The 26987-nt window shown below is 69.4% G+C and carries 23 protein-coding genes; 13 read left to right on the top strand and 10 right to left on the bottom strand.

All coding sequences use genetic code 11. The features are described 5' to 3' along the window. Positions 1 to 25: 25 nt before the first annotated feature. Positions 26 to 1363 (top strand): guanine deaminase, encoded by a 1338-nt coding sequence (gene guaD, locus F5X71_RS10945; RefSeq protein ID WP_167461844.1) that lies wholly within the window; start codon positions 26 to 28, stop codon positions 1361 to 1363. A 73-nt stretch (positions 1364 to 1436) separates the two neighbouring features. Here the strand turns inward: guaD and glnA are convergent, their stop codons facing one another. After that, positions 1437 to 2873 carry a type I glutamate--ammonia ligase gene (gene glnA, locus F5X71_RS10940; protein ID WP_167461843.1) on the bottom strand — a complete coding sequence of 479 codons (1437 nt, stop codon included), beginning with the start codon at positions 2871 to 2873 and terminating at the stop codon, positions 1437 to 1439. A 252-nt stretch (positions 2874 to 3125) separates the two neighbouring features. On the opposite strand from glnA, the gene F5X71_RS10935 reads away from it, so the two are divergent. Beyond that, positions 3126 to 3581 carry an RDD family protein gene (locus tag F5X71_RS10935; protein ID WP_167461842.1) on the top strand — a complete coding sequence of 152 codons (456 nt, stop codon included), beginning with the start codon at positions 3126 to 3128 and terminating at the stop codon, positions 3579 to 3581. Between the two features lie 118 nt (positions 3582 to 3699). Here F5X71_RS10935 and F5X71_RS10930 read toward each other — a convergent pair whose 3' ends face one another. The 3 genes from F5X71_RS10930 to F5X71_RS10920 all read right to left on the bottom strand — a co-directional run bounded on the left by F5X71_RS10930 (position 3700) and on the right by F5X71_RS10920 (position 5690). After that, positions 3700 to 4434: a DUF4191 domain-containing protein gene (locus F5X71_RS10930; RefSeq protein ID WP_167461841.1), complete on the bottom strand. Its 735-nt coding sequence runs from the start codon at positions 4432 to 4434 to the stop codon at positions 3700 to 3702. 88 nt (positions 4435 to 4522) lie between these two features. Then, positions 4523 to 4972 (bottom strand): TY-Chap domain-containing protein, encoded by a 450-nt coding sequence (locus tag F5X71_RS10925; protein WP_167461840.1) that lies wholly within the window; start codon positions 4970 to 4972, stop codon positions 4523 to 4525. Between the two features lie 151 nt (positions 4973 to 5123). Then, entirely contained in the window at positions 5124 to 5690 is a 567-nt protein-coding gene (locus F5X71_RS10920; protein ID WP_167461839.1) for a dihydrofolate reductase family protein, read from the bottom strand. Positions 5691 to 5856: 166 nt separating this feature from the next. Between F5X71_RS10920 and F5X71_RS10915 the strand changes: the two genes are divergently transcribed. Next, on the top strand, positions 5857 to 6579 hold the full coding sequence (locus F5X71_RS10915; protein ID WP_238815833.1) for a DUF2334 domain-containing protein: 723 nt from the start codon (positions 5857 to 5859) through the stop codon (positions 6577 to 6579). Next, positions 6579 to 7679 carry a glycosyltransferase gene (locus F5X71_RS10910; protein WP_167461837.1) on the top strand — a complete coding sequence of 367 codons (1101 nt, stop codon included), beginning with the start codon at positions 6579 to 6581 and terminating at the stop codon, positions 7677 to 7679. The genes F5X71_RS10915 and F5X71_RS10910 overlap by 1 nt, the downstream gene beginning before the upstream one ends. A 293-nt stretch (positions 7680 to 7972) precedes the next feature. On the opposite strand, the gene F5X71_RS10905 is transcribed toward F5X71_RS10910, so the two are convergent. Then, positions 7973 to 8911 (bottom strand): DMT family transporter, encoded by a 939-nt coding sequence (locus tag F5X71_RS10905; RefSeq protein WP_167461836.1) that lies wholly within the window; start codon positions 8909 to 8911, stop codon positions 7973 to 7975. A gap of 146 nt (positions 8912 to 9057) precedes the next feature. Here F5X71_RS10905 and F5X71_RS10900 point away from each other — a divergent pair, with 146 nt between their 5' ends. Genes F5X71_RS10900 through F5X71_RS10885 form a run of 4 tightly spaced genes read left to right on the top strand, consistent with a single transcriptional unit; the run spans position 9058 to position 13461 of the window. Continuing rightward, positions 9058 to 10725, top strand: coding sequence for a CocE/NonD family hydrolase (locus F5X71_RS10900; protein WP_167461835.1), 1668 nt, complete (start codon positions 9058 to 9060; stop codon positions 10723 to 10725). Beyond that, positions 10722 to 12092 (top strand): M20/M25/M40 family metallo-hydrolase, encoded by a 1371-nt coding sequence (locus F5X71_RS10895; protein WP_167461834.1) that lies wholly within the window; start codon positions 10722 to 10724, stop codon positions 12090 to 12092. Before F5X71_RS10900 ends, F5X71_RS10895 begins: the two co-directional genes overlap by 4 nt. A 43-nt stretch (positions 12093 to 12135) precedes the next feature. Then, positions 12136 to 12999 carry an alpha/beta hydrolase gene (locus F5X71_RS10890; protein WP_167461833.1) on the top strand — a complete coding sequence of 288 codons (864 nt, stop codon included), beginning with the start codon at positions 12136 to 12138 and terminating at the stop codon, positions 12997 to 12999. A 9-nt stretch (positions 13000 to 13008) separates the two neighbouring features. Further along, positions 13009 to 13461, top strand: a complete 453-nt coding sequence (locus F5X71_RS10885; protein WP_167461832.1) for a 6,7-dimethyl-8-ribityllumazine synthase — start codon at positions 13009 to 13011, stop codon at positions 13459 to 13461. A 14-nt stretch (positions 13462 to 13475) separates the two neighbouring features. Here F5X71_RS10885 and F5X71_RS10880 read toward each other — a convergent pair whose 3' ends face one another. The 5 genes from F5X71_RS10880 to F5X71_RS10860 form a co-directional block, all read right to left on the bottom strand. Beyond that, the gene (locus F5X71_RS10880) at positions 13476 to 14906 is read right to left on the bottom strand and encodes a metallopeptidase (RefSeq protein WP_167461831.1); all 1431 of its coding nucleotides are present in this window, start codon (positions 14904 to 14906) and stop codon (positions 13476 to 13478) included. A gap of 493 nt (positions 14907 to 15399) precedes the next feature. Next, complete coding sequence (locus F5X71_RS10875; RefSeq protein ID WP_167461830.1) at positions 15400 to 16344, bottom strand: endonuclease/exonuclease/phosphatase family protein; 945 nt, start codon at positions 16342 to 16344, stop codon at positions 15400 to 15402. 185 nt (positions 16345 to 16529) lie between these two features. After that, the gene (locus F5X71_RS10870) at positions 16530 to 19541 is read right to left on the bottom strand and encodes a bifunctional [glutamine synthetase] adenylyltransferase/[glutamine synthetase]-adenylyl-L-tyrosine phosphorylase (RefSeq protein ID WP_167461829.1); all 3012 of its coding nucleotides are present in this window, start codon (positions 19539 to 19541) and stop codon (positions 16530 to 16532) included. Between the two features lie 87 nt (positions 19542 to 19628). Further along, a complete protein-coding gene (locus F5X71_RS10865; protein ID WP_167461828.1) occupies positions 19629 to 20969 on the bottom strand; it encodes a glutamine synthetase family protein in 1341 nt (446 codons plus the stop codon). 98 nt (positions 20970 to 21067) lie between these two features. Then, positions 21068 to 22600: an alpha/beta hydrolase gene (locus F5X71_RS10860; protein ID WP_167461827.1), complete on the bottom strand. Its 1533-nt coding sequence runs from the start codon at positions 22598 to 22600 to the stop codon at positions 21068 to 21070. A 205-nt stretch (positions 22601 to 22805) separates the two neighbouring features. Between F5X71_RS10860 and panB the strand changes: the two genes are divergently transcribed. From panB to F5X71_RS10835, 5 genes are all read left to right on the top strand, one after another. Continuing rightward, positions 22806 to 23663 carry a 3-methyl-2-oxobutanoate hydroxymethyltransferase gene (panB, locus tag F5X71_RS10855; protein WP_174817038.1) on the top strand — a complete coding sequence of 286 codons (858 nt, stop codon included), beginning with the start codon at positions 22806 to 22808 and terminating at the stop codon, positions 23661 to 23663. A 28-nt stretch (positions 23664 to 23691) separates the two neighbouring features. After that, complete coding sequence (locus F5X71_RS10850) at positions 23692 to 24540, top strand: hypothetical protein (RefSeq protein WP_167461826.1); 849 nt, start codon at positions 23692 to 23694, stop codon at positions 24538 to 24540. A gap of 76 nt (positions 24541 to 24616) precedes the next feature. Beyond that, positions 24617 to 25063 carry a hypothetical protein gene (locus F5X71_RS10845; protein WP_167461825.1) on the top strand — a complete coding sequence of 149 codons (447 nt, stop codon included), beginning with the start codon at positions 24617 to 24619 and terminating at the stop codon, positions 25061 to 25063. Continuing rightward, entirely contained in the window at positions 25063 to 26040 is a 978-nt protein-coding gene (gene pip, locus F5X71_RS10840; protein ID WP_174817037.1) for a prolyl aminopeptidase, read from the top strand. Before F5X71_RS10845 ends, pip begins: the two co-directional genes overlap by 1 nt. Positions 26041 to 26044: 4 nt before the next feature. Then, positions 26045 to 26932: a CHAD domain-containing protein gene (locus F5X71_RS10835; RefSeq protein WP_167461824.1), complete on the top strand. Its 888-nt coding sequence runs from the start codon at positions 26045 to 26047 to the stop codon at positions 26930 to 26932. Positions 26933 to 26987: the final 55 nt, after the last annotated feature.

The raw sequence follows: 26987 nt of genomic DNA, 5'->3' as shown, positions 1-26987 counted from the left end.
AGAGCCGAGGGCTAGCGTCGATGGCATGGCCGAACGCGAGCACCTGCCCGCCGTCTTCCGCGGCACCCTGCTGCACTTCCTGCGCGATCCGGGCCCGGACAGCGCGCCGGACGCCTGGGAGATGTTCGAGGACGGCGCGCTCGCGGTCGCGGCCGACGGCACCGTCGCCTGGGCGGGCGCGTGGTCGGCATTGCCGCAGCGGCACCGCGGCAGAGTCGTCGACCACCGGGGCCGATTGATCGTGCCCGGCTTCGTGGACACCCACCTCCACTACAGCCAATACGACATGATCGCCAGTTATGGTGCGCGACTGACCGATTGGCTACAGGAATACGTCTTCCCGACCGAGCGCGAATTCGAGGACCTCGAGCATGCGAGCCGGATCGCCGGGCTCTTCCTCGACACGCTGCTCGCCTGCGGCACCACCACCGCGAGCGTGCACCCGACGGTGCATCCCGCCTCGGTGGACGCGTTCTGCGCTGCGGCACTGGCGCGCGGTATGCGGATGACGTGCGGCAAGGTGCTGATGGACCGGGAGCCGGAGTTCCTTCGCGACCGGAGCCGGTCCGAAGCCGAAGAGCAGACGCGCGATCTCATCGCACGCTGGCACGGCAACGGTCGCCTGACCTACGCGATCACCCCGCGCTTCGCGCCGTCGTCTACCGACGAGCAACTGGCCATGGCGGGACGACTGTTCCAGGAGCTTGCCGGGGTCGCGCTGCAGACGCACGCGGCCGAGAGCCGCCAGGAAACCGAACAGGTCCTCGCCCGCTTCGCCGACGCGCGGTCCTATCTCGACGTCTACGACCGCGTCGGCATGCTCGGCCCCCGAGCGCTTTTCGCGCACTGTGTGCACATCGACGCGCAGGACCGGTCCAGGATGGCCGAGGCCGGTGCCGCGATCGCCTTCTGCCCCACCTCGAACCTGTTCCTCGGCAGCGGGCTGTTCGACCTGCCCGCCGCCTGGCAGGCGGGCATCCGGGTCGGTCTCGGCACCGATTGCGGTGCGGGCACCAGCTATTCGATGCTGCGCACCCTCAACGAGGCCTACAAGGTGGTCATGCTCGGCGAATCGGCGAAACCCGAGGCGCGGCGCACCGCACTGGACGCGCTGCGTGGCTTCTACCTCGCCACCCTCGGCGGCGCCGAGGCGATGTACTGCGACGACCGCATCGGCAACTTCCGCACCGGAAAGGACGCCGATTTCGTCGTGCTGGACTGGGCGGCCACCCCGGTCCTGGCCCGCCGCGTCGATCGCGCCCGTGACTTCCACGAGCGGCTGTTCGCCCAGATGATCCTCGGCGACGAACGCTCGGTCCTCGCCACCTACCTCATGGGCCGACCCGCCTACACCCGGCGGTAGCACCGGCTCGCAAACGAGTCGAGCCCTCCCGCGCCGTTGCGGGAGGGCTCGAAACCAGTTGGGGTCCTACGACTTACACGTCGAAGTAGAGCTCGAACTCGTAGGGGTGCGGGCGCAGGTTCACCGGGGCGATCTCCTGCTCGCGCTTGATGTTGATCCAGGTCTCGATCAGGTCGTCGGTGAAGACGTTGCCTTCGGTCAGGTAGTCGTGATCCTGCTCGAGGCGGTCGATGACCGTGGCGAGGCTGGTGGGGGCCTGCGGGATGTTCTTGGCCTCCTCCGGCGGGAGCTCGTAGAGGTCCTTGTCGACCGGGGCCAGCGGCTCGATCTTGTTCTTGATGCCGTCCAGGCCCGCCATCATCATGGCGGCGAAGGCCAGGTACGGGTTACCCGAGGAGTCGGGCGCGCGGAACTCGATGCGCTTGGCCTTCGGGTTGTTGCCGGTCACCGGGATACGCACGGCCGCGGAGCGGTTGCGCTGCGAGTACACCAGGTTGATCGGGGCCTCGTAGCCCGGCACCAGGCGGTGGTAAGAGTTCACGGTCGGGTTGGTGAACGCCAGCAGCGACGGCGCGTGGTGCAGGATGCCGCCGATGTAGTGGCGCGCCAGATCCGACAGACCGCCGTAGCCGGCCTCGTCGTGGAACAGCGGCTTGCCGTCCTTCCACAGCGACTGGTGCACGTGCATGCCCGAGCCGTTGTCACCGAAGAGCGGCTTCGGCATGAAGGTAACGGTCTTGCCCTCGGCCCACGCGGTGTTCTTCACGATGTACTTGAACAGCTGCAGGTCGTCGGCCGCGCCGAGCAGGGTGTTGAACTTGTAGTTGATCTCGGCCTGGCCGGCGGTGCCGACCTCGTGGTGGCCGCGCTCGAGCTCGAAGCCCGCGTTCTGCAGGTTGGTCGAGATCTTGTCGCGCAGGTCGACGTAGTGGTCGTACGGCGCGACGGGGAAGTAACCGCCCTTGTTGCGCACCTTGTAACCACGGTTCAGGGTGCCGTCCGGGTTGAACTCGGCGCCGGTGTTCCAGGAACCCGAGACCGACTCGATCTCGTAGAACGCGCCGTTCATCGCCGAGTCGTACCGGATCGAGTCGAAGATGTAGAACTCCGCCTCGGCACCGAAGTACGCGGTGTCGGCGATACCGGTGGAGCGCAGGTACTCCTCGGCCTTGCGCGCGATGTTGCGCGGGTCGCGGCTGTAGGCCTCGCGGGTGAACGGGTCGTGCACGAAGAAGTTGAGGTTCAGCGTCTTGGCCGCCCGGAACGGGTCGAGGCGCGCGGTGCTGAAGTCGGGCAGCAGCAGCATGTCCGACTCGTCGATCGACTGGAAACCGCGGACGGACGAGCCGTCGAAGGCCAGCCCTTCCTCTGCGAGGTCGGTCGTGAACGCCTTCGCCGGGATCGAGAAGTGCTGCTGCACACCGGGCAGATCACTGAATCGGATGTCGACGTATTCGACTTCTTCATCAGCAAGGAATTTGATGACCTCGTCGGCCGTGCTGAACGTCACTTGTTCTCCTTACGGATCGGTTCCCAGCCAGTGTCGATTGCATGGGTTCGTCGCGTCCAGACGGTATGGACGCGGTGTTTCCCCGCAGTCAAGGCTGTGTTTCGCCAGTGTTACACGTGCCGCTGGCCCGGTGACCCGGCCCACCCGGGCGCCACCAGCATCGTAATCCTGCCACCCGACCAGGGCCGCGACGACGTGAACTCCCCTTATGCGATGACGTCCGGCTGACCGGCCGCGCATATTGTGGGGGCCATGGCACGCATCACGGGATCGTGGCTCTCCGGCCCCTCGGAGGGTTCCGGCGACCAGGCAAACCCCGAGTTCCCCGGCAAAGAATTGGGCCTGCCGCAGTCCGGCGCCGGATCGTTGTCCGGCATGGCCCGCCGGATCGCCGCGCTGTTCGTCGACTGGCTCATCGCCCTCGGCATCGCCGCGATCATCATGCGCGGCGGATCGGCGTCGAGCCTCACACTGCTGGTCTGGTTCGTGATCGGGGTGGGGGCGGTGACCTTGTTCGGATTCACCCCCGGGCAGTACTTCCTGCGCCTGCGCACCGTCCGCATCGACGCACCCGTCCCCGTCGGCATCGTGCGCGCCCTGGCCCGCCAGGCACTCCTGGTCTTCGTCGTCCCCGCCCTCTTCACCGACGCGGACGGGCGCGGCATGCACGATCGCGCGACCGGGACCGCGCTCGTCCACTCGCGCTGAACTTCGAGGAGGAACTGGTGGCGGCATCGGCCGAGAGCCCGCCGCCACCAGTTCCCCTTGATCTTGAAACACCGCGGGCCCGCACCTCGCGGTAGGTGCGGGCCCGCGGTGTTCGCGTTCAGCGCCTGCGGATGGTGCGCTGTACGCCGCGCATCTTGGCGCCTGCGGGCATCGGGCCCTTCGGCATGGCGGGGCCGGTGCGCGAGCTGAGGGCCGAGAGCCTGCCCTCGATCAGGTCCATTCGCTTGGTGTCGATGTTGCGGGGCAGCTTGGTCAGGTAGCGCTGCAGCTCCTTGAGCGGCACCTGGCCCTCGTCGTTGCCGATCACGACGTCGTAGATCGGGGTGTCGCCGATCAGCCGGGCGGTGCGCTTCTTCTCCTGCGCCAACAGCGATTTCACCCGCTGCGGAGCGCCCTCGGCGACCAGCACCACGCCGGGCAGGCCGATCACCCGGTGCACCGCGTCGAGCTGGGTGGTCGCGGCGATGCCGTTGGTCACCCGCCACTTGCCCTGCAGGTTGTCCAGCACCCAGGCCGCGGCGCCCGCCTGGCCCTCCGCCTTGCCGTACACGCTCTTCTGCACCCGGCGGCCGAAGATGATGAACGCGGCCAGCGCGCCCAGCACCACGCCGAACGGGACGAGCAGCCAGGTCAGCCCGAAGATCAGACCGATCACCAGGAAGACCACGATGCTGCCGACCAGCGCGCCGATCATCAACGGCAGCAGCAGCTTGTCTTCCTTGCGCTGCATCTGGAACGCCTGCCAGAGCTGCTGCCTGCGCTCTTTCGACTGCTGCTTGCGGGCCGCTTTCGCCGCGGCCTTCGCTTCTTTGGTGGGCTTACCTGCTGCCATGTCACTCAGGATAGTGCCCACGTCGCGGCGGTTTCGCCACGCATGGTCGCGGCCGCCGTTTCCGGTCGCGGCGCGGGTGCGGACCGACTCAATTCCAGCCGCGGCGAGCCATCGAGCCGAGCACCGTGAGATCCAGATCACCGGAGGCCTCGGTCCAGCCCATGGCGCGTAATTCCACCGGCGTCGCCACGCCGAGCGCGTCCCGGAATCCGATGGCGACCGAGCGCGCGAACTCGATCAGGCTGCCCGGCGATATGGGCCAGAACATGGTCTTGGTCCAATTGTCGACCTCGCGCCGCAGGATCGGCTCGTTCCAGCCGAGTTCGCGCAATTCCGCGGCCGCGGCATCCGGAATGGGTTGCGTCAGATAGTGGTTACCCGCCAGCTCCGCCGACAATTTGATGTCGTATTGCATGAACTGGACGTACCGATTTCCCGGTGCGGCGATGATCAATGTCGCCCGTGAAGGAAGTTCGGACAGACATCGCGCCAGCGCTTGAACGAACTGTTCCCAGTCCGCGGTCACCGGCTCGTTCATTCTTCCCCCGGGCGCTCACACTGGCCCGATCATACGCCGACCTGGCTGAGACACCAGGCGAATTGTCTTGCGAGCCCGAATACTTCGACCACCCATAGCAAAATCAAATGACCTTGCATGCGCACGCGAAGTGCCCGGTCATGGCTGACGATCAGTCGCGTTTCGCCGCGTAGCTCAGCAGGACCGCGCCGCATGGAAAAGTGCGGTTCTTCAGCAGTCGCAGCGAGATCCAGGACGGCAGCGTCGGGAAAAACGGCGTGCCGCCGCCCACCGCGGTGGGCGTGACCACGATCCGGTACTCGTCCACCAATCCGGCCCGCACGATCGACGCGGCCAGCGTCGCTCCGGCCACTTCCAGCCTGCCGTCGGTTTCGGCTTTCAGTTTCCGCACGACCTCGACCGGGTCGCCGCGTTCCAGGCGGGAGTTCCAGTCGACCGACTCCAGCGTGTGGGAGAACACGACCTTGGGCATGGCGCACCAGATGCGCGCGAAGTCGACGGTCCGGGGCGAGGCGTCCGGGGCCTGATCGGCGGTCGGCCAGAACGCGGACATCAGTTCGTAGAGCCGCCGCCCGTAGAACGACAGGGCGGTCTCCCGCTCGACGTCGTTCCAATATTGGAGCAGTTCGTCGCTCGGATCGGACCAGTCGATGCTGCCCTGCGCGTCGGCAATATAGCCGTCGACCGAGACATTGAAGCCATAGATGAGTGTGCCCATGGATATCAGACTGCGCCCGAGGGTGGAACTCATCGCGATGCCACGCGAGAGGTACCGAATTCCTGTCGACAGCGGTGGTGTCGATCCGTCAGGCTGCGGCACGCTGCTGTTCAGCTGATGGCAACCGCGCGGTGTTAGCTTGCGCTGCGTGTGTGCGCGGTTGGTGGTGAGCGTCCATGACGTCGCGCCCGCGAGTGCGGCGGAGACGGCGCGCTGGTGCGCGGACGCCGACGGGTTCGGGATTCCGGTGTCGCTGCTGGTGATACCGGGCCCCTGGCGGGGCGCGTCGCTGGCGCGGCAGCCGGAGTACGCGGGTTTCCTGCGGGAACGCCGGTTGCGGGGGAACGAGATCATGGTGCACGGGTGGTCGCATCGCGCGGGCCCCGAGGGTGGGTGGCCGCGGCGGACGCTCGGGCGGGCGGTGGCCCGCGGCGCCGCCGAGTTCGCCGCGCTGGACCAGGCGCAGGCGGCGGCCAAGCTGCGCGACGCCACCGCGGTGATGGCCGAATCCGGGCTGTCCACAACGGGGTTCACACCGCCCGGCTGGCTGGCCTCGCCCGCCGCCGAACGGGCGCTGCGCGCGGCGGGCTTCACCCACACCACCGACCACTTCGGCGTGCGTGATCTGCGCACCGGTCACCGCAGGCGCGGCTTCGCCCTCTCGCATCGGCCCGGCGGCGGCTGGCCCGAACGCTTCGGCACCGCGATGCTGCAAACCTTCGCCGCGCGCAACGCCCGCAACGGCGGTCTCGTCCGGCTCGCCCTGCACCCCGACGACCTGCACCAGCCGGGCTTGCGCGAGGCCACCCTGCGCGCCATCGAGGCCGCCCTCACCGCGGGCGCCCGCGCCACCACCTATGCCGATCTGATCGAAGCTGCAGGCCCCTGATGCGGATTGTGCAGATCGCGAACTTCTACACCCCGGCCTCCGGCGGGATCCGAACGTGCCTCGACGAGATCGGGCGCGGATACCTGGCGGGCGGGCACGAACGGGTGCTCGTGGTGCCGGGACCTGCCGACGGAGACGAGCAGACCGCCTCGGGGCGGCGAATCACGGTGCGCAGCCCCAAGTTCGGGGCGGGCGGGTACCACGTGCTGACCGCCCGGCGGACCCGGCCCATCCTCGATCTGCTACGTCCCGACGTGCTCGAATGCAGCGACAAGCTGAGCGTGCGGTGGCTGGCGCCGTGGGCGCGCGGCGTCGGGGTGCCGCTGGTGCTGTTCTCGCATGAACGCATCGACGCCATCCTGCGCACCCGCGTGCCACCCGGCTTCCCGTTGACCACGGCCGCCGACCTGGCCAACCGCCGCCTCTGCGTCCGCGCCGAAAAGGTCGTTGTCACTTCTAGCTTCGCGACGGCGGAGTTCACCAGGATCGGCGCGACCAACGTGCGGCGGGTACCGCTCGGGGTGGACCTGAGCACCTTTCGTCCCGCGGCCGAAACCTCCGGCACGAGCGCCGAACCGGTGCGTCTGGTGCTGGTGAGCAGGCTGTCCAAGGAGAAGCGGGCCGAACTCGCGATCGAAGCGGTGCGCGTGCTGGTCCACGCCGGTGTGCGGTGCGAGCTGGCCGTGCTCGGCGACGGCCCGCTGCGCCAACGCCTGGCACGTGCGGCGGCCGGACTGCCGGTGGTCTTCCACGGCCACCTCACCGACCGCGTCGCCATGGCCCGCCAGGTCGCCGCGGCCGATATCGCCATATTCCCCTCCCCCGCCGAAACTTTCGGCCTCGCGGTGCTGGAAGCCCTGGCCTGCGGCACCCCGGTCGTGGTCCCCGACGAAGGCGCCGCGCGCGAACTCGTCGGCGCCATCGGCTCCGGCATCGTCTCCGACGGCACCCCGCACGGCCTGGCCGACGGAGTCCGCACCCTGCTGGCCATCCCCGCCTCCCAGCGCCGCCACGCCGCCCGCAACGCCGCCGAACGCTACCCCTGGTCCGCCACCGTCACAGCCATGCTCGCCCTCTACACCGACTACGCCCCCGCCTAACCCTCCGCTCGAGCAATCGCCGACGAGCAATCGACCCGCCACCGACACCACCTACTTCACCGACACGACGCCTGCGCCGGCGATCAGCGAGCAGGAATGAACACCAAGCGCCGAGCAGACGACGTGCCGCCAACACCGCTGTGTCGCCGTATGTAGCTGGCGTCAGCGATGTTTCGCACCGACCCTCCAGCGGCGACTCGTCGGCTCACAAACCCCCGTGCCGCCACATCAGCCGCTGCCCCCGACCACCGTTACCGCACCCTCGCGGGCGATCAGCGTGCAGGGGTGAACGGTCAGGGCAGCGGAATCGAGGCTGGCACTGCCTGTTTCGGTGGTGTCGCGGCGGCGATATCTCGTTCGTCGTGCAGGGTGGGCGAATTGGCGAGCAGGGTGATGCCGGTGAGGACGAGGGTGGCAGCGAGGAGCAAGGGGGCGGGTCGAGGGTGGGCGGCGGCGAAGAGGGTGACGCCCGCTGCGTAGCTGAGGACGGGGTCGGTGATGGTCATCGCGGTGAGCGCGGTGGGCAGCGAGCCGCGGGCGTACGCCTCTTGGGTGAGCAGTCCGCCGAGGCCGGTGGAGAGCGGGATACCGAGCAAGGCCCAACTGAGGCCGGGCAACGCGGTGGTGGCGATGACGACCAGCACGGCCGTGGTGGCGAAGCAGCAGCCCGCCGCGACCGCGACCAGCGCCGAACGCACCTGGGTGGCGCGGGTCAGCCGGGAAAGCGCGGTCAGCGTGACGATCACCAGCAGCACCCCGGCACCGGCCACCGGCACCGACCCGGGCCGCAACTCGGTGTGGGTCGACGCGCTCTGCCCCACCAGCAGGATCAACCCACCGCACACGAGAACCGTGCCCGCCCAGTCCCGCCGCAGCAGCGCCCGCCCGCGCCGCGCCGCCGCGAACGGCAACGCGAACAGCAGTTGGACCACCAGCAGGGACTGCACCACCGCGATCGCCCCCAGCCGCAACGCCACCGCGTGCACCGCGAACCCCGCCACGTTCGCGCCCTGTCCGGCCAGCCAGCGCCGATCGATGAGCAACCGCCGGGCGATGCCGACGATCACCAGGAACCGACCACGTTCGTCCTCGGTCGCCGCCGCGCGCGCCGCGCCTTGCTGCAGCGCCGCCGACACCGCGAACAACAACGCGGCCACCAGCGCGAGGGTGATCGTCCCCACCGCGGCCGCGTCGATCGGCATCCCACCCAACGCCGCGACGCCATCCGCCATGGCGCCCATGCTCGCGGGTCGCGGTGAACATCGGGTGGCATTCGCCCGGCGAGTCGGCGACAGCTGCGGCATTCGCTCGGCAATTCGCTGATCCGCCACCCCGGTTCCGGGGGCTGGACGGTTGTCCGGGCACACTCGATAGTCCTATGGTGACCGAACGAAGTGTCCTGCTACGCGCCCTGTGCGGGCTGCTGCTGGTGCTGGCCGCGGCGACGCCGGCGACCGCGGCGGCGAAACCGCTCGGGGTGCCGTTCCAGTGGAAGCAAGCGTTCATCGATGCGCCCGACGGCACACGCCTGCACGCCGACATCCTGCGGCCGGACGGCCTCGCCGACGATGTCCGCACCCCGGTCGTCCTCACCGTGAGCCCGTATCGCGCGCACCTGGCCTATCTGAGCGAACCGCGGCCGGCCGGCGGACCGTCGGTCGAGAACCTGCAGGCGGAGATGTTCCTGCGGGCCGGCTACACCTACGTCATCGTCGACCTGCGCGGTTTCGGCGGCTCCTCGGGGTGCCCCGATTTCGGTGGCCCCGGCGAACGCTCGGATGTGGCGGCCGCGGTGGAGTGGTCGGCGAGCCAGCCGTGGTCCACCGGCAAGGTCGGCATGTTCGGCACCTCGTATGAGGGCTGGACCGGTTTGATGGGTCTGGCGACGAAACCGAAGGGCCTCGCCGCGGTCGCCTCGTTCGAGCCGGTGGTCGACCCGTACTCGTACCTGTACATGCAGGGCGTGTCGTGGAAGTTCTCCGGTAAGCCGGTCACCGAGAACGGCGTCCGCCCAGCCGATCTCGCGGGCCTGGAGCATCTGCTGATCGCCTCCACCCCCGCCCATCCGACGGATTCTCCGGAATATCAGGCCGCGGCCGCGCAATTGCCGATGCAGTGCTATCAGCATTACCTCGCCGAAACCAGCGACCACGACGGCGATTCCGCCTTCTGGCGTGACCGTGATCTGGTCGGGCGCTTGCGCGGCAACACCATTCCGTTGTTCCTCGGCCAGGGTTTCGTCGACTACAACACCCGCGCCTATCGCGTTTTCGACCTGTGGAACGGTCTCGGCCCCGGCGCGCACCGCGCCTGGTTCGGCCAATGGGGTCACCGCACCTGCCACGAGAAATGCGGCACACCGCATTTCGACACCGAACTGCTCGCCTTCTTCGACAAGCATGTGGCAGAGCGCGATATCGAGATCCCCGGGCCGCGGATCACCGTTGGTCAGTTCGACGGCGGCTGGCGCGGCGAAACGTCGTGGCCCCCGGCCGATGCCGCCCGGGTGCCGGTGCAGCTGCGTGCGGGCAGTTACACCGACCGCGGCCTCGTTCCCGGACCGGACCGTGAACTCTGGTCTGTCTCACAGCCTTTGACGCAGACCCAGCACCTCTCCGGCATTGCGACCGCGACGCTGCGACTCGACGGCCCCGCCGCCGCCACGGTCACCGTCGAGCTGTACGACATCGCGCCGGACAACCTGGCCACCGTGATCACCCGGGGCATCGCGCCGGTCGGCGACGGCGCCGTCGAAGTCCGTCTGCTCGGCCAGGATTGGCCGATCGCGGCCGGTCATCGCATCGGCGTGCGGGTCACCGACGTCGTCGACGACGTGTGGTCGCACACGCCGGCGTTCGCCTCGGTCACCGTGACCGCGGCCCAGGTCGAGTTGCCGCTGCTCACCGGCCCACGCACGGCAGACCTGCCGGGCGGGCTCACCGAGGGCATCGTGAAGTGGCGAAACGAGAAGACCGTCGCACTGGGGCCCGGCGTGCTGAACAATGCAACGGTGTCCATGAATGTGCCCGACCGCGGTCGACGATGACCGAACCGGTCGACGATCGCACCGCCGAGCGCCTCGCGGCCGCGTTGCGCTGTGTCACCGTGTCCACCGACGACCCGGCCGACATCGACGACGCCGCCTTCGAACGACTCGGCGCGCACCTCGAGCAGTCGTTCCCCCGGGTGCACGCCGAGCTCGACTGCGAGCGGTTCGGGCACAGCAGGCTCTACCGCTGGCCGGGAGTGGAGCAGGATCGCGTCGCGGCGATCCTGCTCGCCCACCAGGATGTGGTGCCGGTCGACGATCCGCAGCGCTGGACGCACCCGCCCTTCGCCGGTGTGGTCGACGACGAATTCGTCTGGGGCCGTGGCGCGATCGACGACAAGAGCAGGCTACTGGCGATCCTGGAGGCGGTCGAGGCCGCCCTCGCCGCCGGAATCCGGCCGCGCCACACCATCTTTCTGGCCTTCGGCCACGACGAGGAGGTCTTCGGCGACACCGGGGCGATGCACATGGCACAGCGCCTGCGCGACCAGGGCGTGTTCGCCGACCTGCTGCTCGACGAGGGCGGCATGGTCACCACCGGCGTCGCCGACCGCATCGAACCGCCGGTCGCCACGATCATGCTCGGCGAGAAGGGGTATGCGACAGTTCGGCTTTCGGTCACCGAGGTGGGCGGGCACTCGTCCATGCCAGGCAGGCAGACCGCGGTGGGCCGGATCGCCCGCGCGGTCGCCCGCATCCAGGATCATCCGATGCCGCTGCGCATGACGCCGGTGACCGCCGACATGCTCGCCCGGCTGCGCACGGTGCTGCCGACGCCGCGGCGGCAGCTGCTGCGCCTCGCCGACCTGGTCGCCCCGCTGGTCACCCGGGTGATGGCGGCGCGGCCGCAGACCGAGGCACTGGTGCGCACCACCACCGCCCCCACCGTGATCCGGGGCGGCGTGAAGTCCAACGTGCTGCCCCAGCACGCCGAGGCGTTCGTCAATTTCCGCATCCTGCCCGGCGACTCGGTCGACTCGGTGCTCGCGCACTGCCGGAAGGTGGTGCGCGACAACGGCGTCCGGATCGAACCGGCCGGGGTCTGCTCGGAGCCGACGGTCAACGCCACCCCGGGCGCCGCGTTCGACATGATCGCGGCGATCACCAGGGCCATCGTCGCGGACGCGGTGATCACCACCGGCATCGTGCCCGGCGCCACCGACTCCAGGCACTATCACGACCTGGCCGAGACGCGCTGCAACTTCGCCCCGATCGTGCTCGGCGAACGCGATCTGGCCTCGATCCACGGAACCGACGAGCGGCTTTCCCGGGTGAACTACGCTCGTCTCATCGAGTTCAACCGACGGCTGTTCATCGAGCTGGCCTACTCGACGAGCAGCGAGCCCCAAGGAGCCGACGCATGACTGAGCGCAGCGGGATCGAGCCGAGCACCGGCGAGGCGCGGTCGTGACCGCGGAGCCGACCGGCGCGGGCAGCCGCACCGAGTCCGGCCGATTCGACGGCACCGGCAGCGAGATCGCCTGGCGCGCCTGGCTGCCCGAGGTGCGGGCGCGCGGCGTGATCGTCCTGGTGCACGGCGTCGCCGAGCATTCCGGCCGCTACGCCCATGTCGGCAAGCGCCTGGCCGGCGCGGGTTTCGCCGTCTACGCGCTCGACCACATCGGCCACGGCAAGTCCGCGGGCGGCAAGGCCAACATCGGCTCGATGGACGGTGCCGCCGACAATGTGGCCGCGATGCTGAACATCGCGAGCCGGGAACACCCGCAGGTACCACGCTTCCTGATCGGCCACTCGATGGGCAGCCTCATCGTGTTGCACCTGGCCACCCGCGCCCCCGTAGACGTCGCGGGCATCGTGCTCTCCGCGCCGCCGCTCGACATTCCGCTCGGCAACCCGGTGCAGCGCCTGCTCGCGCCGCTGCTAACCAGGATCACCCCGAATCTCGGTGTGCTGAAACTGGATTCGTCGCAGATCAGCCGCGACCCCGAGGTGGTGCGCGCCTACGACAACGACCCGCTGGTCTATCGCGGCAGCCTGCCCGCCCGCACCGCGGTCGAGATCCTGGACACCACGGCGCTGGTGAAGCAGCGCCTCGATCGGCTCACCGTGCCCCTGCTCGTGCTGCACGGCACCGGCGATGCCATCGCCGCGCCGTCCAGCACCGACCTGATCGAGCGGAACGCGGGCTCGAAAGACCTCACCGCGATCCGCTACGAGGGCCTCTACCACGAGATCTTCAACGAACCCGAGCAGGACGAGGTGCTCGGCAACGTGGTGGACTGGCTGGAGGCGCACGTTACCGACGAGTAGGCTCCGGCCATGGGAACTACCGGAGCCATCGCCTTCGTCCGCGCCGCCTGGCACAGCTCGATCGTCGGCAAGGCCTACGAGGGCTTCGCGGCCGAATACGCCGAGCTCGGCTACGACCCGGCCACCATCGAGGTGTTCGAGGTGCCGGGCGCGTTCGAGATCCCGCTGCACGCCCAGCGCCTCGCCCGCTCCGGCAAGTACGCGGCGGTCGTCGCCGCCGCGCTGGTCGTGGACGGCGGCATCTATCGGCACGATTTTGTCGCGTCCGCGGTGATCGACGGTCTGATGCGGGTGCAGCTCGACACCGACGTACCGGTGTTCTCCGTGGTGCTCACCCCGCACCACTTCCACGAGCACAGCGAGCACGTCACCTACTTCACCGAGCATTTCGTGACCAAGGGCGCCGAGGCCGCTCGCGCGCTGGCGACCACGCTGACTTCGCTACAGTCGCTGCCGGTTTAGCGATACCGCGCCCGTCAGGGGTAGCGCGACAGGCACGCCGCCTCGCCGTCGAGCACACCCGTGCGGAATGCCTCGACCCGCTGATAGCCGCTCGGTACCACCGCGCCGTGCACGTCGCTCGCCGCCAATCCATTGGTGAGCAACGCGGACACGGCCTCGTCCAGGTCGTCTGCCGAGAGACGCAGGTCCCCGCCGGGTTCGCTCAATCGCGTCGACACCACCCCGGACAGGCACGCGGTGCGCAGTCCCGCCGATGCCGCGCCGGTGAGCGGGAGCCCGCGCGCGTGTTGCACGGCGAGGGTGTAGCGGGAGACGAACAGGACGAAGGCGGAGTAGTCGCCGTTCACGATGGCCGACAGCCGGTCGTCCTGTCCCGGTGCGGGAGCGCTCATTTCGATGAGGGCGGGCACATCGACGCCGATCCGGTTCGCCGACGGACAGTACGAAACCGGCATCGTCACAGCGACGTCCGCGCAGTCGCCGCCCACACCTGAATAGTCGAATCGCGGCGGATCGGCCGCCGGGTAGCGGGCAAGCAGGGTTTGACTCAACCGCTGCAACGACTGCCGGTTCACCGGAAGCTGCAGCAGCGCGTCGGCCCAGCCGAACGACACCGGCAGCTGACCACGTCGCTGGGCGATCTCCTTCGGCGTCAACGACTTACAGCTCTTCGCGCCGTCGGAATAGCCGATCTGCACCGCGGTGACCCGCTCGAACGCCGACCCGTGCGCGTTACCCGGATCGCCGAAACCCTGATCACGGAACGCCACCGTCGCACCGAGCACGGCGTTGAGTCCGTCAGTGGTGTTGACCGTGAAGTGCGCCGACTTCCCTTCGGCCACATGGCGTAAGAATACCCCGGCCAAACAGTCGGCCTGCTGTTCGAGCACCAGCGTCGGGGTGCGCAGCCCCGCCAATCTGGCCTGGCCCTGGATCGCGTGCCCGTATTCGTGCGCGAGCACCATCACCACCGCCAGTTCACCGAACTTCGCGACGACCTGGGGCAGCAGGACACCGCGATCCCAGCCGATGGTGTGGTCGAGGCCGCAGTACGCGGCATTCACCACGCGATAGGTGGATTCGTCGCAGAATCGGATCGCCTGCTCCCGTGGCGCCTGCGCCGACCACGAGGAAAACTCCTGCACCGGGGTGAACGGCCCCGGAAAGTCCCTGTGGTACTCCGCCGTCCAGAATTCCTGCAGGTCGGCGAGCGAGTTCAGGGCGAGCCGGTCGAACCTGCCACCATCGCCGTTGCGCGCCGTCAGCGGCGCGTCCGGCACGCCAGGACGCGGGCCGCTCGGCCCCGTGGCGGTCATCGAACCTTCGATCTCCCAAGGCGCGGTACTGGCCGGCGCCTGCGGTCCCACCGGATTCTCCACGGCCACACCGCATCCCCCGAGCAGCGCCAGCACCACCGCCCCGATCCCCCACCACCGTCTACCCATAGCCGCGCCTCCCGACCACCGCGCCCGCTCACCCACCGGTCCATCGATGGTAATCGGCCGGACATACCCCCGACCAGCACCGCCGCACGAGGGACGCCCCCACCGCTTCCCGATCCGACGGGAGTTCGGCGCGTACCCGTGACACACCCAGCTCGCGCAAACACGACCGACCTCCGAACAGGCACGCACCCTGTACGAGCCCGTCCGCAGCGTTCGCCGCGCACGACAACGGGCGCAGCCGACTGGTGACCCTACCGAAAACCGTTGCCGGGTCGGCATTCTGCGGGCCGATCCGCTCGAGCGGGCTGGGCGACGCCGGTCCGCCCCAACGCCGATGCGCGGCGCTGGGCCGGAAGCGGCCGAGGCCGCGGGCAAGGCCCTGGTTCCTCGCGCGCGATCCGGTGCCGATGATCCGATCGTCGCCCGGCAGGAACGCCTACGTAGCTCTACGACTTGACCAGGGCAGCTGTTCAGCACCGGACCGAAACTGCGATCAGGTCAGGCGGACTCGGGCTACCAGGGCGCGGTGGTCTGATCTCGGGACACGGACGGTGCGGATCTCCTCGGCTCGGGCGTCGGCGAGCAGCACGTGGTCGATGCCGATGATCGGGCCCCACCTCTTGTCGTCGGGGAAGGTGAGCAGCAGGCCCGCGCCGGTCTGCTCGGCGGCGGATTCGAAACGGCCGTGCAGCAATTCGCGGTAGGCGGCGTGGTCGCGGGTGGCGTTGAAGTCCGCGCCGACGATCGCCGGGCCCTGGTGAGCGTCGAGGATTTCGCGGATGCGGCGCATCTCCGTCAGCCAGTCGGCGAAGTTCATCGGCGGCGGAATCGGGTGGAAGGCGAAGATCGTGACGGGGCCACGATCCGGATGCACCATTGTCGCGGAGACCTGGTTGAGGATGAAGCCCGCGTATTTCTTGGTGTCGCGCAACGGATATCGACTGTAGATCCCGGTGCCGCCGCCACCGTCGGCCGTCGGTTCGACGTAGCGGTGCGGCAGCACGGCGTCGAGCCCCGCCGCGGCGAGCCGGTCGACCGCCGCGTTCGTCAGCTCGTTCACGGTGAGCACGTCGATGCGCTCGTCCCGCACGGCCCGCACCACCGCGTCCGGGTCGGCGCCGCCGAAGAGCAGGTTCGACTGCATCACACTGACTTCGGGCCCGCCCGCGGCGCGCCCTGCCGGGACGAACACCGGCACCGCCGTCCACAACACCACGCCGACCAGCACCGCGGCCACCCCCGCGCTACGCCAGCCGCGGGCGATCAGGAAGCACACCAACCCGATCACCGCCCCGACCATCAGATACGACGCACCCGACGCCGCCAGCACCAACCACCGCTGCCGCCAGGCGACGAAGTGCAACATCAGCCCGGTGAGCCCGGCCGCCGCCGCGCACCACCCCACGCCGAGCAGTGCTCGCTCCACCCATCCACGCATACCCCGACCCTAAGCGTCCGATAGGGAGCAAACCGTGGCCCGCCTGTGCAGGTTTCGTGTGCACCCCGCTGCCACGAACCCACGACAGCGATCCCCGCCGGCCGTGGCCGACTCGCCTGCGCGACGCGAGCGAGCGGCCGGTGCGGCCGAGGGCCTGCTCGCGCCCGTAGGCCGACCGGCCCGCGCTACTGCCCGAAGACCCGCTCCACTACCGCTTTCGCGCGCCGGGTTATCCGCATGTAGTGGTCGAGGAACTCGCTGCCGTCGTCGTTGGGCCAGCCCGCAACCCGGGCGACGGCGGAGAGGAGCCTGCCGGGGCCGGGGAGTTGGTCGGTGGGTTTGCCGCGGACCAGGACCAGGGCGTTGCGGGCCTTGGTCGCGGTGAGCCAGGCGTCGCGGAGCAGTTCGACGTCGGCGGTGTCGAGCAGCTTGGTCTGCTCGATGACGTCGAGCGATTCCAGGGTGGAGGTGTTGTGCAGGCCGAGCACCTCGTGCGCGTGGCGCAGCTGCATCAGCTGCACGGTCCACTCGATGTCCGCGAGACCGCCGCGGCCGAGCTTGGTGTGGGTGGCCGGGTTCGCGCCGCGCGGTAGCCGTTCGGCGTCGACCCGGGCCTTGATCCGCCGGATCTCGCGCACCGCCTCGGCCGAGACACCGCCCTCCGGGTAGCGCACCTTGTCGATGATGTGCAGGAAGCGCAGTCCGAGTTGCTGATCACCGGCGACCTGGTGGGCCCGCAGCAGGGCCTGTACCTCCCACGGCTGGGCCCACTGCTGGTAGTAGGCGGCGTAGGCGGCCAGGGTACGCACCAGTGCGCCGTTGCGGCCTTCGGGGCGCAGGCCCGCATCAACGTGCAGCGGCGGGTCGGTGCTCGGCGCGCCGAGCAGGCGCTGCACCTTGTCGGCGACGCCGATCGCCCACTTCACGGCCTTGGTCTCGTCTTCGCCGGGGCGGGGGTCGCAGACGAACAGCACGTCGGCGTCGGACCCGTACCCGAGCTCCATGCCACCGAGCCTGCCCATGCCGATCACCGCGAAGTCGGCGGGCGCGGGCGTGCCCAGTTCGGCCTCGCTGGCCCGGATCACCGCCGCCAGTGCGGCTTCGAGCACCGCGACCCACACCGAGGACAGCGCCCGGCACACGTGTTGCACGTCGAGCATGCCGAGCAGGTCGGCCGAGGCGACCCGCGCGAGTTCGTGCCTGCGCAGCGAACGTGCGGCCGCGACAGCGCGTTTCGGGTCCTCGTAGCGCGAGGCGGCGGTCATGATGCCGCGCGCGACGTCTTCGGGCTGCGGGCTGAGCAGCAGTGGCCCGCCCGGTCCGTCGGCGTACATGCGGATCGTGTCGGGCGCGTTGATCAGCAGGTCCGGCAGGTACTCCGAGGAGCCGAGCACGATCATCAACCGCTGCGCGATCGCGCCCTCGTCGCGCAGCTCGCGCAGGAACCAGATCTGGTCGTCGAGGCCCTCCGACACCCGCCGGTAGGCCAGCAGGCCCGCATCGGGATTCGGTGTCTCGCCGAGCCATTCGAGCAGGGTCGGCAGCAGCAACGCCTGGATCCGGCCCTTGCGGGAAACGCCGCCGGTGAGTGCTTTCAGATGTCCAAGGGCGTGTTCGGGCGCCTGGTAGCCCAGCGCGGCCAACTGCCGGATAGCGGCATCGGGGCTGAGGCGCAACGCGTCCGGGTCCATCTTGACCACCGATTCGAGCAGCGGGCGATAGAACAGTTTGGCGTGTAACCGCCTCACCCGCACCGCGTTTCGCCGAATCTCGGTACCGAGCACGCCGACCGCGTCCTGCCTGCCGTCGGGCCGGATGTGCGCGGCACGCGCCAGCCAGCGCATGCCTTCCTCGTCGTCGGCGGCGGGCAGCGTGTGCGTGCGCCGCAACCGCTGCAACTGCAGGCGATGTTCGAGCAACCGCAGGAATTCGTAGGACGCGGTGAGATTGGCCGCGTCGTCGCGCCCGACGTAGCCGCCCGCGGCCAGTGCGGTCAGCGCCTCCACGGTCCCCTGGACGTGCAGCGACTCGTCGACCCGTCCGTGCACCAATTGCAAGAGCTGGACCGCGAATTCGACGTCGCGCAGGCTGCCGTGCCCGAGCTTCAGTTCGCGCTCGCGCAGATCGGCGGGCACCAGATCCTCCACCCGGCGCCGCATCGCCTGCACGTCGGCCACGAAGTCGGGACGCTCGGAGGCGTTCCACACCATCGGCATCAGCGCCGCCCGGTACTGCTCACCGAGTTCGAGGTCGCCGGTCACCGGCCGGGCCTTGAGCAATGCCTGGAACTCCCAGGTGCGGGCCCAGCGCTTGTAGTAGGCGAGGTGGGAGTCCAGCGTGCGCACCAGCGCGCCCGCCTTGCCCTCCGGCCGCAGCGCGGCGTCGACCTCGAAGTAGGCCGCGCTCGCGACGCTCATCATCTCGGCGGCCAGCCGGGTGGCGGTGGCGTCGGCGGGCTCGGCGACGAAGACCACGTCGACATCGCTGACGTAGTTCAACTCGCGGGCGCCGCTCTTGCCCATCGCGATCACCGCGAGCCGCACCGGCACCGGTCCGTCCTTGCAGACCCGGGCGACCGCGACCGACAGCGCGGCGGTCAGCGCGGCATCGGCCAGATCCGTGAGGTGCCTGCCGACCACCTGGTACGGCAGCACCGGTTCGTTCTCCACGGTGGCGGCCAGGTCGAGCGCGGCGAGCAGCATGAGCTGGTCGCGATATCGTTTGCGCAGCAGGGCCACCACTTCGGGACCGTGCTCCCCGGCCCGGAACAGCATGGGTCCGGCGTTCTCGCCCTCCTCCGGCACCGCGTCCACCACGTCGAGCAGCTCGGCGAGCACTTCCTCGGGCGAGGGCAACGCTTTGCGCCGCAGCAGCTCCCATGCCGCGGGATCGGCGACGAGATGATCGGCGAACGCGCTGGACGCGCCGATCAGCGCGAACAGCCTGCCGCGCAGCGCGGTTTCCGAGCGGATCGCCGAATCCAGTGCCGCCCAGTCCGTTCCGAGCTGCTCGTACAGCTTCAGCAGGGTGTTCAGCGCCAGGTCGGCGTCGGGCGCGCGCGAGAGCGCCCACAGCACGGGAATACTTTCGACGTTGTCCCAGCCCAATTCGCGCAACGTGGCAGCGGCGGACGGCTCGAGCAATCCGAGCCGACCGACACCGGGGACAGCGGAGCGGGCAGACGGTGGCCGGACCATAGCACTCAAATTACAGGCTCGAAGCTAACGGCAGGCCACCGCGGAACCTATCTTCGGTACCAGAACGGCGCGGGTGCGCGCCCTGGTTCACAGTCCGAGGTATTCCTTCAGCTCGAACGGCGTCACCTGGCTGCGGTAGTCGGCCCACTCCCGGCGCTTGTTGCGCAGGAAGAAGTCGAACACGTGCTCGCCGAGCGTCTCGGCGACCAGCTCCGAGCGCTCCATCGCCTGCAGCGCCTCGTCCAGCGTGCCGGGCAACTCGCGGAAGCCCATCGCGCGCCGCTCGGCGGCGGTCAGCGACCACACGTCGTCCTCGGCCTCCGGCGGCAGTGTGTAGCCCTTCTCGATGCCCCGCAGACCGGCCGCGAGCAGCACGGCGAAGGTCAGGTAGGGGTTGCAGGCCGAATCGGGGCTGCGGATCTCGATGCGTCGCGAGGAGGACTTGTTCGGCGTGTACATCGGCACCCGGACCAGCGCGGAGCGGTTCGACCGGCCCCAGGACGCGGCGGTCGGCGCTTCACCGCCGTGGATGAGCCGCTTGTAGGAGTTGACCCACTGGTTGCTGATCGCGCTGATCTCCGGCGCGTGCTCGAGGATGCCCGCGATGAACGCCCGTGCGGTGCTGGAGAGGTTGATCGGATCGTCGGGGTCGTGGAAGGCGTTGGCCTCGCCCTCGAACAGGCTCATGTGCGTGTGCATCGCCGAACCCGGGTACTGGGCGAACGGCTTGGGCATGAACGTCGCGCGCACGCCCTCGTCGATCGCCACCTCCTTGATCAGGTAGCGGAAGGTCATCACGTTGTCGGCCATGGACAGCGCGTCGGCGTAACGCAGGTCGATCTCCTGCTGACCGGGCGCGCCCTCGTGGTGACTGAACTCCACCGAGATGCCCATCGACTCGAGCGCGTCGATGGCGTGGCGGCGGAAGTTCGGCGCCGAATCGTGCACGGCCTGGTCGAAGAAGCCGCCGGAATCGGCCGGGGTCGGCTGCGAGCCGTCCTGCGGGCCGTTCTCCAGCAGGAAGAACTCGATCTCCGGGTGCACGTAGCAGCTGAACCCGACGTCGCCCGCCTTGTTCAGCTGGCGGCGCAGCACGTGGCGCGGGTCGGCCCAGGACGGCGAACCGTCGGGCATCGTGATGTCACAGAACATGCGGGCCGAGTGCTGATGACCCTTGCTCGTCGACCAGGGCAGCACCTGGAACGTGGACGGATCGGGCCGCGCGACCATGTCGGCCTCCGACACCCTGGCGAAACCCTCGACGGCGGAACCGTCGAAGCCGATCCCCTCCTCGAACGCGCCCTCCAGCTCGGCGGGCGCGATGGCGACGGACTTCAGGTAACCCAAGACGTCGGTGAACCAGAGACGTACGAAGCGGATATCCCGCTCTTCGAGCGTCCGCAGCACGAATTCCTTCTGGCGATCCATGTCCGCGAGCGTAAGCACCCGGCGTTAAATCCGTGTTACATACACGCTGAGTGTCTGTCCTTGTTGCCGGAAATAGACTTCCCGGGCGCGCACCAGGCTCAGCAGGTGAGGCCGGGCGCCGGGTCCTTCAGGTCGACGAGATAGTCGATCACCGCCTGGTCCACGCACGACGAACCACCCGACAGCGCGATCGTGTGCCTGCTGCCCTGATAGGTCAGCAGCGAGGCGCCCAGCTGCGCGGCGAGGTCGACACCGGCCTGATACGGCGTCGCCGGATCCTCTGTGGTCGACACGACCACGGTCTTCGGCAGCCCGGTCACCGTGATCCGATGCGGCTCACTGGTGTTCGGCACCGGCCACACCGTGCACTGGTCCAGCGGCGCCGCGCCGGTACCGCGGCCGTCGTCGAGGAACGGCGCGGCCTTGCGGTATTCGATGTCCTGCCTGCCGGTGACCTCGCGGTCGGTGATGCGCGGATCGTCCACGCAACGAATGGCGTTGAACGCGTCGGTGGTGTTGCTGTACGTGCCGTCCTCGCGGCGGCCGTCGTACAGGTCGGCCAGTTGCAGCAGGGTGTCGCCGCGCCCGTCGCGCAGCTCGGACAACCCGAGCGTCAACACCGACCACAGATCGGTCGTATAGAGCGCTTGCCGCACCCCGGTGAGCGCGTCGCCGTAGCTGAGGCCGCGCGGATCGGTGGTCGGCGCCGACCTGTCCCACAGCGGGTCGACCAGTGCGCGGAAGCGCGAAACGGCCTGAGCCTGATCGGTGCCGAGGGGACAGTCCGCCTTGGTCACGCAGTCCGCGGCGTAGGCGTCGAACACCTTCTGGAATCCGGCCGCCTGACGCAGGGATTCCTGCACCGGGTCCTGTGAGGAGTCGATCGCACCGTCGAGCACGAGCGCGCGCACCCGGTCCGGGAACTTCTCCGCGTAGGCCGAACCGATCTTGGTGCCGTACGAGTAGCCCAGGTAGCTGAGCTTCGGGTCGCCGAGCGCTGCGCGCAGCACGTCGAGGTCCTGCACCACCTCGCGGGTGCCGACGTGGGCCAGGAACTCCTTGCCGGTCCTGGTCGTGCAGCGCTCCGCGTACTGCCGGTTCTCGTCCTCGGCGGCGGCGATCCCTTCCGGCGTGTTGTCCTTTTGCGGCTCGGCCCGCTCCGCGTCCTGCTCCTGCGCGGTCTCACAGACGATGGCCGGCGTCGAGGACCCCACCCCGCGCGGATCGAACCCGACCCGGTCGAACCGCTGCGCCAGCGGCGTCTTGTTGCCGAGCACCGACAGGGTCAAGCCCGACTCCCCCGGACCGCCCGGGTTCATCAGCAGCGAACCGATCTTCCTGCCGGACGCCTTGATCCGCGACACCGCGATCTGCGCGGTCGGCCCGTCCGGGGCGGCGTAGTCGATCGGCACGGTGACCTTCGCGCACTCCGCGCTCGGCGCGAATCGGTCCTCCGGCGAACCGAATCCCTCGCAACTGCCCCACGCGACGGTCTGGGTATAGAACTTGCCCAGCTCGGCGGGCACGTCGGGCATCGGACCCGTCGGATGCCCCGCGGTCGTACACCCCGCCGCCACCAACCCCAGCACCGCCACGATCAGCGCACCGCGCCCACTCCGAACCAAAGCCATGCACTGATAGTGGCAGTACCGGGCTCATGGCAGCGAACAGCCCGCCCGTGCCGGACCGCGACGCGCCCGGCAACCTCGTGTGATGTGACCAATTGCATCGGCCCGAAGCCTTAATCGGGGCCGGTCACAGCTGGCACACTGAAGCTGTCAGACGAACCCGGGGACCCGGACGGGCCCCGAGGAGACAGCGACGAAAGGGACGATGATGTCCGTATCCGATTCGGAAACCCCTGCCTACGGTGCGGCTCCCAGCCAGCCGAAGAAAGCCGTGCGTAAGACCCGGGTGCATCATCTGCAGCAGATGAAGGCAGACGGCGAGCGCTGGTCCATGCTCACCGCCTACGACTACTCCTCGGCGCGACTGTTCGAGGAAGCCGGCATTCCCGTGCTGCTCGTCGGCGACTCCGCGGCCAACGTCGTCTACGGCTACGACACCACGGTGCCGATCACCGTGGAAGAACTCCTTCCGCTGGTCCGCGGCGTGGTGCGGGGCGCGCCGCACGCGCTGGTGGTGGCCGATCTGCCGTTCGGCACCTACGAGTCCTCGCCCCAGCAGGCCCTGGCCACCGCGACCCGGTTCATGAAGGAGGGCCAGGCGCACGCGGTGAAGTTCGAGGGCGGTGAGCGCGTCGCCGAGCAGATCGCGCTGATCACCTCGGCGGGCATCCCCGTCATGGCGCACATCGGGTTCACCCCGCAGAGCGTCAACACCCTCGGCGGCTTCCGGGTGCAGGGTCGCGGCGACGGCGCCGAACAGCTGATCGCTGACGCCATCGCGGTGCAGGAGGCGGGCGCGTTCGCGGTCGTCATGGAGATGGTGCCCGCCGAGCTGGCCGCGCAGGTCACCGGCAAGCTGACCATCCCGACTGTCGGCATCGGCGCCGGCGCGGACACCGACGCACAGGTGCTGGTCTGGCAGGACATGGCGGGCTACACCAGCGGCAAGACCGCGAAGTTCGTCAAGCGCTTCGGCAATGTCGGTGACGAATTGCGTACCGCCGCAGCGGCTTACGCCGACGAGGTGCGCCGGGGCAGCTTCCCCGGCCCGGAGCACAGCTTCTAGCTCGCTCGAAACGAACAGCACAGTGTTGATGACCGACCGAGTGGTGCAGGCGCCCGCCGCACTGCTCGGACAGTCGATCGAGCCGCTGACCGACTGGGCGTTCGAGGTCATCGCCGAGCACGGGCACGCCGTCACCGGCGAGCCGGTGCGCACCCGGCGGCGCGCCTGGTCGCTGGTGGTGCGCATTCCCACGACCGCGGGCCCGATGTGGGCGAAGGCCAACGCCCGCGCCTTCGCGCACGAGGGCCACCTGCTGGCGCTGCTCGCCCGATTGTATCCCGGTAGTGCGCTGGAACCCGTTGCGGTGCAACCGGATCGCGGCTGGTTGCTCAGCAGGCACGGCGGCGACGTCGCACCGGACACCGCCGCCGAATGGACTGGCCTGGTCCGCGCCTACGCCGGGTTGCAGCAGTCGCTCACCGCGCACATCGATGAGCTGCGCGGCACCGGAACGCCGTACCTGCCGCCCGCCCGGCTCGTCACCGTCTACCAGCACTACGAGCCGCGCATCCCCGGCCTCGGCGACCGGATCGCGGAGGCCGCCGCGGAGCTGGGCGACTACCGCAGGCTCAGCATCGAACACAACGACGTGCACCCCGGCAACGCGTTCGCGGGCACCGGCCTGCTCTTCGACTGGGCTGACGCGGTGATCACCCACCCGTTGCTGTCGCACAAGATCCTGCGCACCCCGCATCGGGACGAATACCTCGCGCACTGGCGGCGCGACGGGCCGATCTCGCGCACCGAGATCGCCCTCGCCGAGCGGCTGGCGCCGTTGATCGCGCTGCATCCCTGGCGCACCATCGACGTCTCCGCGCCACCGTTCGCCCGTACGGTCGAGGCACTGCTGGACGAGCTGCGCACCAGCTTCCGGTAGAACGGCGGTCCGGGCCCTGCCGGCGAATCAATGGCAGACTCGATGCGGACATTGTCGACAACAGCAGAGGTATTTGATGCGCAGCCGTTGGATCTCACGCAGCACGCTGCTGCTGGCAGGCGTTTTCGCCGCCGCAGCACTGACCGCCTGCGGAACCGAGTCGAACCCGGCCCCTACCGGGAGTTCCGGCTCGACGACGGCGTCCGCGACGGCGACGAGCACGCCGAGCAACTCCGCCCCGAAGCCGGGCACCCCGGAGATCTCCGACGCCGCGGCGGTCCAGCTGTGCGACATGATCCGCCCGGAACTGTCGAACTGGCGGGTGCAGGGTCCGACCCTGGGCCGGATCGGGCTCAACGCGATGGTGCACGAGTGGGCGCTGCGCAACGGCGGTATCAACGTCGCGGTGCTGGCGGACAAGCCGGTCATCGACCGGATCACCATCAAGAGCTGCCCGGACGTGCAGAAGCAGGCGATCGAGGCACTGCAACTGCCCGACCTGGCCTCGGGTCTGGTGCCCTGATGGCGGGCACCACGTTGCGCACGCTGTACCCCGAGATCGAGCCGTACGACACCGGACTGCTCGATGTCGGCGACGGCCAGGCGATCTACTGGGAGGTCAGCGGCAACCCCGACGGCAAGCCGGTGGTGTTCCTGCACGGCGGGCCCGGCGGTGGCACCTCGCCCTACCAGCGCCAGTTCTTCGACCCGGCGGCCTATCGGATCGTGCTGCTCGATCAGCGCGGCTGTGGACGGTCCACCCCGCACCTGGCCGACAACGCGGACCTGACCACCAACACCACTCAGCATCTGATCGCCGACCTGGAGGCGCTGCGTACGCATCTCGGCATCGAGCGCTGGCAGGTGTTCGGCGGCTCGTGGGGTTCGACGCTCGCGCTCGCCTACGCCCAGACCTACCCCGAGCGGGTCACCGAGCTGGTGCTGCGCGGCATATTCCTGTTGCGCCGCAAGGAAATCGACTGGTACTACAACGGCGCAGCCGGCTACGTCTACCCCGACGAGTGGGAGAAGTTCCTCGCGCCGGTGCCCGCGGCCGAGCGCGGCCAGGACCTCGTCGAGGTCTACCACCGGCTGCTGCACTCCCCCGACGAACAGGTCGCGCTCGACGCGGCGATCGCCTGGTCGACCTGGGAGGGCGCGACGAGTGCGCTACTGCCGCAACCCGATCGGGTCGCCGAGACCGCGGAGCCGCGCTTCGCGCTGGCGTTCGCGCGGATCGAGAACCACTACTTCCGCAACCACGGCTTCCTCGAAGACGGCCAGTTACTGCGTGACGCCGGTACCATTTCTCATATCCCGACGGTCATCGTGCAGGGGCGCCACGACATCGTCTGCCCCGCGGTGAGCGCGTGGGACCTGCACAAGGCACTGCCGAGTTCCGAGCTGCACATCGTGCACGACGCGGGCCATACCGCGAACGAGCCCGGCATCACGCACCACCTGGTCGAAGCCACCGACCGATTCGCGAAAGCGGGGTAACCCCATGACGGCCACAGCCGGTAACGCGATCATCGCGGCACTCCGCGACGATATCGACCGGCTGTTCGCCGCCGAGCCCGAAGTCCGCGACGACGCGCCCGATTCGGTGCACCAGATGCGGGTGGCGACCCGCCGACTGCGCAGCGTATTGCGGTCCTACCGCGGCCTTTTCGAGCGCACCCCGGCGGCCGCGCTTGGCGCCGAGCTCAAATGGCTGGCCGGGGTGCTCGGCGTGGCCCGCGACGCCGAGGTGCGCGCCGCACGTTTCGCCGACCTGTTGACCGAACACGCTCGGCCGGAAGAACATTCGGCGGCCGCACTGGCGCCGATGACCGCCAGGCTGGTCACCGCGCAGCAGCAGCGCTACACCGACGCGCACGCTGAGGTCCTGCTCGCCCTGGACAGCACGCGCTACCACGACCTGCGCGCCGAGCTCGCGCGCTGGCGCACCGATCCGCCGCTGCGGACTGCGCGCGCCGGCGTGGCGGCCACCGAGTTCTTCGGCGTCGTGCTGCAACGTGATCGGGAGCGGGTCGAGCGGCTGATCCGGCTCGAACCCACCGTGACGGCGGACGAGCGGGTCGAGCTGCTGCACGATATCCGCAAGAGCGCCAAGCGATTACGCTACTCATGCGAGGCGGCCGAGCAGGTGCTCGCCGCCGCGGCGACCGGCCTCGGCGCCCGCGCCAAACGGCTGCAGACCGTCCTCGGCGATCACCGCGACGCCGTCGAATCCCAGCACGCGCTCTACGGCATCGCCGCCGACGCCGGTGCGGCAGGCGAAGACCCGGCCCGCTACCGCGCCCTCGCGGGCGCCGAAGAGGTCGCGGCGCACCGGGCACTGAGCCGCTACCCCGAAGCCGCCACGGCGTTGCGCGCCGACGGCGAATAGTTCCGCTCCGAGAACCGATTCCGCGCAACCGTTTACCGCAGCCCGGGTGCGGAAC

Source organism: Nocardia brasiliensis (assembly GCF_011801125.1).
Lineage (GTDB): Bacteria > Actinomycetota > Actinomycetes > Mycobacteriales > Mycobacteriaceae > Nocardia > Nocardia brasiliensis_C.
The sequence above is the reverse complement of the archived record's forward strand: the minus strand, read 5'-3'. Positions and strand labels throughout refer to the sequence as shown.